This is a genomic window from Burkholderia sp. E168m23, from assembly GCF_016586125.1.
GTDB classification, from domain to species: Bacteria; Pseudomonadota; Gammaproteobacteria; order Burkholderiales; family Burkholderiaceae; genus Burkholderia; species Burkholderia orbicola.
On the sequence record NZ_BCPP01000271.1, the window covers coordinates 1 to 7,460 of the forward strand.

Sequence of the window (7,460 nt, forward strand, 5' to 3'; positions counted from 1 at the left end):
CGGCCGCGCCTAGCACGAACGCCACGCGGCGCAGCAGGCGGGAAGGGGCGCGCGGCGCGGGCGTGCCGGCGGCGTCGGGGGACGGAAAGGCGGGGCGAGCTGTCATGCTGTCGATCGAAAATCGGGCGTCGCACGAAGCGACGCGTTAAATGGAAACGGCCGGCGCGTGATGCGCCGGCCATGCGGTCATGCCGTGACGGTCAGATCGCCGGGGCCGCGCTCAACGCGGTGCCGAGCGTCGGGTCGAGATACAACGGCGTCGTGTTCGGCTTCGACGTGAAGTCGAACAGGTTGCGCAGGTCGCCCGCCGTCGCATCGAACGAGCCGCCGCCGATCCGCTGGCCGCCGAGCCAGTTGTCCTCGATGAAGCGCACGACGGACGACTGGTCGAGCATCGTGTGATCGACGTAGTTCTGCTTCGCATACGGCGAGATCACGACGAGCGGAATACGCACGCCCGGGCCGCAGCGGCCGTTCACGGTCGCGCCGCTCACGCCGGTGGTGCCGCCCGTGCCGCACTTGCCGGCGCCGTTGAGCTGGTCGACCGGGTCCGACGATGCGTGCGTCGGCGCCGTGTACACGTGGTCGTACCAGCCGTCCGAGTCGTCATAGGTGACGATCACGGCCGTGTTCTGCCAGTCCGGCTGCTGCTGCAGGAAGTTGACGACCTTCGTCACGAACGCCTGCTCGTCGAGCGGATCCGAATAGCCCGCATGCCCGTCCTGCGCGGCCGGCGCCTTCAGGTAGCTGACCGACGGGAAGTTGCCGGCCTTCACGGCGGCGAAGAAGTCGTCGGTGTCGTACTGGTGGTTCGCCGGTTCGGCCGTCTTGCCGTCGGTCTGGACGCTCGATCCGATCGCCGCGATCGAGCTCGGGCGCGTGTGTTGCGGGTTCGCGGTCGACGCGTAGTACTGGAACCAGTTGTGGTGCGGGATGTAGTCGGCCGTCGCGGCGTTCACGGCGGTAGCGACCGTGCTGCGCGCGCAGCCCGTCGTGCCGTTGCCGTTCGTCGTCGACAGGTTGAAGCCGCCCATGAAGCCACCCCACGTGATCTTCGCGGCATTCAGCAGGTCGCCGATGTTCTTGCCGGTCATCATCGCCTGGTCGGTCGTGCTCGAACACACGTCGAAGCCCGGATCGACGTCGTTGATCATCGTGAGGCCGCCCTGGCCGTCATTGATGTAGTACGAGCTGGCGGCGAGCGTCGACGGTTGCTTCGACGTCTTGACGATCTGCATCCCGTTGGTCTGCCCCGCGACGACGTTCAGCGCACCCGGCGTCGACGGCCCGTAGCCCGTCGTGAACGTGTTGTCGCTCATCGCGAAGCGCTGCGCGTAGTTCCACAGCGCGGTCACCGTGTTGCCGTCGAAGTAGCCCATCACCTGGCCCTTCGTGCCGAACGCGCCGGCGCCGCCGGACGAGCCCTTGCCCGTGTACTTCGGGAACAGGTCGGCGAGACCGTTGTCCTCGGCCTGCTGTTCGGCCGTGTACGCGTGGTTCTGGTCGGCGGTCGCGGCCTGCGTGCGGTCGAGTCGGAACGGGTTCGCCGCGTCGGTGCCGTTGGCCGTGTTTGTGAAGTTCGGGTTCGCGGTGAGCAGCGTGCCCGTCAGGCCGTTCGGCGTCGGCGTGCCGGATTTGGCGGTGAACGCCGGCTCGCCCGACGGGTTCGTCGCGTTCGGGTAGGTGCCGAAGTAGTGGTCGAACGAGATGTTTTCGCCGTAGATCACGACGACGTGCTTGATCGGCGTGGCGGTCTGCAGCGCATCCTGCGACGAGACGACGGGCGCCGGCGTGGAATCGTCGCTGCCGCCGCAGGCGAACAGCGCAAGCGTGGCGCCGGCGCAGGCGGTGACAAGCAAGGCTTGACGGAACATCGGAAAACTCCAGGGTAAGGCCTTCGATGGTGGAGAACGGCCCCGTCGCCGTGTCGGTTCGGCGCGGAGCTCGTGAGGGAGCACGCGCATTGGAACAGCCGCGTATGAAGATATGGGGACGGAGTGTTTTCGCGAGGGTTGCGCTCCGGTATCGGTTTCATTACGGCGCGGCGCGATGCGAAAGAGAACGGAAAGGGGCGGACCGCCGGCAACCTCCGCGTCACATGTCGCGGCGTGCGGGTCGCTTGCGGCGCAAGCGATGCCGGGCGGGCGGCGGGGAGCAACCGGCCCGATCTTTTACGGGGCGTCGTGCGTCGCTTTTTTGACAATTCGGTGACGCATTCATACGATGAACGCCCGCCGCGCACCGCGCGGCTTCCGACCGTCAGGGAGTATTGAGCGTGCCGATCCCCGTTCTGTTTGCCGTTCTGTGCGCGGCGTTCCTGCACGCGTCATGGAATGCGCTGGTGCGCAGCAGCGGCGACCGGCTGCGCTCGGCCACGGTGCTGCAGATCGCGATCGGGCTGTTCGCGCTGCTGTTCCTGCCGGCTGCCGCGCCGATCACGCCATCGAGCTGGCTCTGCGTCGTCGCGTCGGCCGTGCTCCACGTCGTCTATACGCTGCTGCTCGTCCGCGCGTACGAGCACGGCGACCTGAGCGTCGCGTACCCGGTCGCGCGCGGCACCGCGCCGCTGCTCGTCACGCTCGGCGCGGCCGCGTTCGCGGGCGAGCGCCTGAACGTCGGCGCGCAATGCGGGCTCGTGCTGATCTGCGCTGGCATCATGGCGATCGGGCTGGAGCGCGGGCGCGGCGCGAAACACCGGATGACGCAGGTGCTGCCGACCGCGTTCGCGACCGGCGTGTCGATCGCGGCCTATAGCGTGGTGGACGGGATCGGTGTGCGCGAGAGCGGCAGCACGGTCGGCTATACCGCATGGATGTTCGTGCTGACCGGCGCGCTGATGGCCGTGTACTACCGGTTGCGGGCGGGGCCGTTGCGGCTGACGCAGGAGGTCGGCGAGACGGCGAAGGCCGCCTGCGGCGGCGTGTTCGCGGCGCTTGCGTACGGCACCGTGATCTGGGCGATGGATCGCGCGCCGATGGGCCCGGTGTCGGCGCTGAGGGAGACGAGCGTGGTGTTCGCGGCGTTGATCGCGCGTGTGTATCTCGGCGAGCGGCTGACGCCGCGCCGGGCGGCCGGGTGCGCGGTGATTGCTTGCGGGGCGCTGTTGATCAGTGCGTTCGAGGCGGTGCGGTAAACGCATCAGCCCGGCGCGCCACATGGGTCAGCTTTCCACCGGCATCGCACTCGTACACTTGATCTCGTCGAGGCACACGCTCGAATGCACGCCGCTCACGCCGGGAATGCGCATCAGCGTTTCGAGCAGGAACGTCGACAACCCCTTCAGGTCGTGCGCGACGACTTTCAGCACGTAGTCGATATCGCCCGTCACCGAGAAGCATTCCTGGATCTGCGCGAGATCCGACACGAGTTTCTGGAACTTCGACAAATCGCGGATATGCCCGCGCTCCATCGTCACGTGCACGAATGCGGTGACGCCGAAGCCAAGCGTATCGGGGCACAGCCGCGTTTCGTAACGGCGGATCGCGCCGATCTCCTCCAGCCGCCGATGGCGCCGCAGCGTCTGCGCGGGCGACAGGCCGACGGCCTTCGCCAGGTCGAGATTCGACGCGCGGCCGTTCTCCTGCAACACCGACAGCAAGTGGCGATCGATGCGATCGAGAACCGGTTCAGGCATTTTTGTTTCCTCATCTGTCTCCTGGATGCAATCTTATCTCATAATGTAGGGTTTGCATGAGCGGGTTACGCAACCCGATTTCGCCGTCGCGACGCTAAACTGACGCCGGATTTTCGTGTGCGGCCGCAGCAATGCGGCGGGGGCAGACGAGTCGGCGGCCAATCAGGCCGGCACGCCGACGCGAATCGGTGCCGCCACCACGCGAAGATTGCAGTCCCCAACCCGGCGCCCCCACGAACGGCCGCCGGCACAGTAAAAACAGCGCCCGGCACACCGAGGCGCGCCGCACCCCGCCGCAGGCGGAGGCGGACAGAGTGGAGAAGACATGGTTTCTGGAAACGAGAGCGACGGCCTGAAGCGCGGGCTGAAGAACCGGCACATCCAGCTGATTGCGCTCGGCGGCGCGCTCGGCACGGGGCTGTTCCTCGGCATCGCGCAGACGATCAAGATGGCCGGCCCGTCCGTGCTGCTCGGCTATGCGGTGGCCGGCATCGTTGCGTTCTTCATCATGCGCCAGCTCGGCGAGATGGTCGTCGACGAGCCCGTCGCCGGCTCGTTCAGCTACTTCGCCGACAAATACGTCGGCCACTTCACCGGTTTCCTGTCCGGCTGGAACTACTGGGTGCTGTACATCCTCGTCAGCATGGCCGAACTGTCGGCCGTCGGGATCTACGTGCAGTACTGGTGGCCGGGCGTGCCGACCTGGGTGTCGGCGCTCGTGTTCTTCGTCGCGATCAACCTGCTGAACCTGGCGAGCGTGAAATCGTACGGCGAGACGGAATTCTGGTTCTCGATCATCAAGGTCGCCGCGATCGTCGGGATGATCGGCTTCGGCGGCTGGCTGCTCGCAAGTGGCCATGCAGGGCCTGAAGCGAGCATCGCGAACCTGTGGCAGCACGGCGGTTTCTTCCCGAACGGCGTGTCGGGGCTCGTGATGTCGATGGCCGCGATCATGTTCTCGTTCGGCGGGCTGGAGCTGATCGGCATCACCGCGGCCGAGGCCGACGATCCGAAGCGCAGCATTCCGCGTGCGACCAACCAGGTCATCTACCGCATCCTGATTTTCTACATCGGCGCGCTGGCCGTGCTGCTGTCGCTGTATCCGTGGGAGAAGGTCGTCACCGGCGGCAGCCCGTTCGTGCTGATCTTCCACGCGCTGAGCAGCAACCTGGTCGCGAACGTGCTGAACGTCGTCGTGCTGACGGCCGCGCTGTCGGTCTACAACAGCGGCGTGTACAGCAACAGCCGGATGCTGTTCGGCCTCGCGCAACAGGGCAACGCGCCGAAGGTGCTGTGCTCGGTGAACAAGCGCGGCATCCCGCTTGCCGCGCTCGGCGCGTCGGCGCTCGCGACCGGCGTGTGCGTGCTGGTCAACTACTTCATGCCGGGCAAGGCGTTCGAGGTGCTGATGGGCCTCGTCGTGTCGGCGCTGATCATCAACTGGGCGATGATCACCCTGATCCACCTGAAGTTCCGCCAGGCCAAGTGTGCTGCCGGGGAGGAGACTTCCTTCCGCAGTCTGGGCTATCCTTTCACGAATTACCTGTGCCTGGCATTCATGGCCGGCATTCTCGTCGTGATGTACCTGACGCCGGATCTCCGTCTGTCGGTGTACCTGATCCCGGTATGGCTCGCGGTGCTCGCGATCGGGTATCGCTTCCGTCAGAAGAATGCCGGCTTTGCGGTGCACGACGGCGCGTCCGCACGCTGACGCAGGCCACGACCGACCCTTCTTCCAAACGAGACCGACTCAAGCCATGTTCGAACACATCGACGCGTATCCGGGCGACCCGATCCTGACGCTCAACGAGAACTTCCAGAAAGATCCGCGCGACCAGAAGGTCAACCTGAGCATCGGGATCTATTTCGACGCCGAAGGCCGGATTCCGGTGATGGGCGCCGTGCGCGAAGCCGAAACCACGCTGCAGCGCGACAGCGGCCCGAAGCCGTACCTGCCGATGGTCGGCCTGGCCGCCTATCGCGACGCCGTGCAAGCGCTGGTGTTCGGCGCCGATCACCCGGCCCGCGCGGCCGGCCGCATCGCGACGCTGCAGACGCTCGGCGGCTCGGGCGCGCTGAAGGTCGGCGCCGATTTCCTGAAGCGCTATTTCCCGGATTCGCAGGTGTGGCTGAGCGATCCGAGCTGGGAAAACCATCGCTTCATCTTCGAGCGCGCCGGCTTCACGGTGAACACCTATCCGTACTACGACGCGGCGACGGGCGGCCTGAAGTTCGACGCGATGCTCGCGGCGATCGACGCGCTGCCGGCGCGCAGCATCGTGCTGCTGCACGCGTGCTGCCATAACCCGACCGGCGTCGATCTCGACGAAGGCCAGTGGGAGAAGCTGATCGACGTGATCGAGGCGCGCGGGCTGCTGCCGTTCGTCGACATGGCGTACCAGGGCTTCGGCGCGGGCCTCGACGCGGACGCGTTCGCGGTGCGCGAGCTGGCCCGCCGCGGCGTGCCGACGCTCGTCGCGAACTCGTTCTCGAAGAACTTCTCGCTGTACGGCGAGCGCGTGGGCGGCCTGAGCGTCGTCTGCGAAGACGCGGCCGCGGCCGATCGCGTGCTCGGCCAGCTGGCCGGCGCGGTGCGCTCGAACTACAGCAACCCGCAGACCTACGGCGCGAAGGTCGTCGCAACCGTGCTCGGCACGCCGGCGCTGCGCAAGCAGTGGGAAGAGGAACTGTCGGCGATGTGCCGCCGCATCGCGCGGATGCGCCAGTCGATCCACGACGGCCTGCGCGACCACGTGAGCGGCGAAGCGCTCACGCGCTACGTGAAGCAGCGCGGGATGTTCACGTACACGGGCCTGACCGAATCGCAGGTCGACGCGCTGCGCGAGGTGCACGGCGTGTATATCCTGCGTTCGGGCCGGATGTGCGTGGCGGGCCTGAACGACTCGAACGTCGGCATCGTCGCGGACGCGATCGGCAAGGTGCTGAAGAGCGGCGTCTGAACGCGGCGCGCCCAGGCGCGCAACGGTTGAGAACCGGCTGTGTCTCGTCGCGGGCGCAGCCGGTTTTTTGTTGGGCGGCCGTCATGTGGGCTGCCCGGCTGACGCCGGGGCGGGCGCGGCGGTACGATCACGGGATCGCACGCAACACAGAGGAATAAAGGAGCGACATGGGCATCCGGATCATCCAGCTCGGCACGCCGCGCGCGGCCGGCGAAGGCCTGCGGATCGGCACGGTGCGGCGGCCGCCGCGCGGCGTGCCGAAGGCGGAATTCGCGTCGCGCAACTACTATGATGTATGGCTGCCGACGCTGTCGCCGAGCCCCGAACTCGTCGCACAGGCGCAGGCCGCCGCAACCGACGCCGAATGGAAGGCGTTCAAGCGCCACTTCCGCGCGGAGATGGCGCATGGCGATCCGGCGAAGGTGCTGGACCTGCTGGCCGCGCTGTCGGCGACCACCGCGCTGTCGATCGGCTGCTACTGCGACGACGAACGCCATTGCCACCGCAGCGTGCTGCGTGAACTGCTCTCGGAGCGCGGCGCGGCGATCGAGCCCGACGCAAGCTGAAGCGGCGTCGCGCGGCCGCACCGTGATCGTGCGGTGCGGCGAACCGGTTGACGTGGGTCAAGCGCGCGGCCGCGCGCGCCACTATGCTCTCGTCATGGAGCCATCACGACGATGACAGGCCGACAGATGCACATTGTTTTCCCGTCCGAACCGCCGGAATACTGCGCGCGCGACCTGGTCGTCGCGTTTTCGGCGCTGGTCGACGGCCATTGCGTCCAGTGCGCGGTCACGGCCGAGGCGCTGGAAGATCATTTCGGCGCGCGGTCGCTGCTCGAGCGCGATCTGCTGAGCGCATTCGAC

Annotated in this window: 7 protein-coding genes; 5 read left to right on the top strand and 2 right to left on the bottom strand. The window is 67.1% G+C overall.

Annotation, left to right across the window (positions count from 1 at the left end):
• Window positions 1–200: 200 nt before the first annotated feature.
• Window positions 201–1,874 carry a phospholipase C gene (locus JMF90_RS15815; protein ID WP_011547745.1) on the bottom strand — a complete coding sequence of 558 codons (1,674 nt, stop codon included), beginning with the start codon at window positions 1,872–1,874 and terminating at the stop codon, window positions 201–203.
• Between the two features lie 401 nt (window positions 1,875–2,275).
• Between JMF90_RS15815 and JMF90_RS15820 the strand changes: the two genes are divergently transcribed.
• On the top strand, window positions 2,276–3,133 hold the full coding sequence (locus JMF90_RS15820; protein ID WP_011547744.1) for an EamA family transporter: 858 nt from the start codon (window positions 2,276–2,278) through the stop codon (window positions 3,131–3,133).
• Window positions 3,134–3,160: 27 nt separating this feature from the next.
• Here the strand turns inward: JMF90_RS15820 and JMF90_RS15825 are convergent, their stop codons facing one another.
• A complete protein-coding gene (locus JMF90_RS15825) occupies window positions 3,161–3,634 on the bottom strand; it encodes an Lrp/AsnC family transcriptional regulator (protein ID WP_006479071.1) in 474 nt (157 codons plus the stop codon).
• A gap of 325 nt (window positions 3,635–3,959) precedes the next feature.
• Between JMF90_RS15825 and JMF90_RS15830 the strand changes: the two genes are divergently transcribed.
• The 4 genes from JMF90_RS15830 to JMF90_RS15845 form a co-directional block, all read left to right on the top strand.
• The gene (locus JMF90_RS15830; protein WP_011547743.1) at window positions 3,960–5,345 is read left to right on the top strand and encodes an amino acid permease; all 1,386 of its coding nucleotides are present in this window, start codon (window positions 3,960–3,962) and stop codon (window positions 5,343–5,345) included.
• A 46-nt stretch (window positions 5,346–5,391) separates the two neighbouring features.
• Window positions 5,392–6,594: an amino acid aminotransferase gene (locus JMF90_RS15835; protein WP_011547742.1), complete on the top strand. Its 1,203-nt coding sequence runs from the start codon at window positions 5,392–5,394 to the stop codon at window positions 6,592–6,594.
• A gap of 167 nt (window positions 6,595–6,761) precedes the next feature.
• The gene (locus JMF90_RS15840; protein ID WP_011547741.1) at window positions 6,762–7,160 is read left to right on the top strand and encodes a DUF488 domain-containing protein; all 399 of its coding nucleotides are present in this window, start codon (window positions 6,762–6,764) and stop codon (window positions 7,158–7,160) included.
• A 111-nt stretch (window positions 7,161–7,271) separates the two neighbouring features.
• The coding region (locus tag JMF90_RS15845) for a DUF1488 domain-containing protein (protein WP_201325219.1) at window positions 7,272–7,460 on the top strand (189 nt) is incomplete at its 3' end.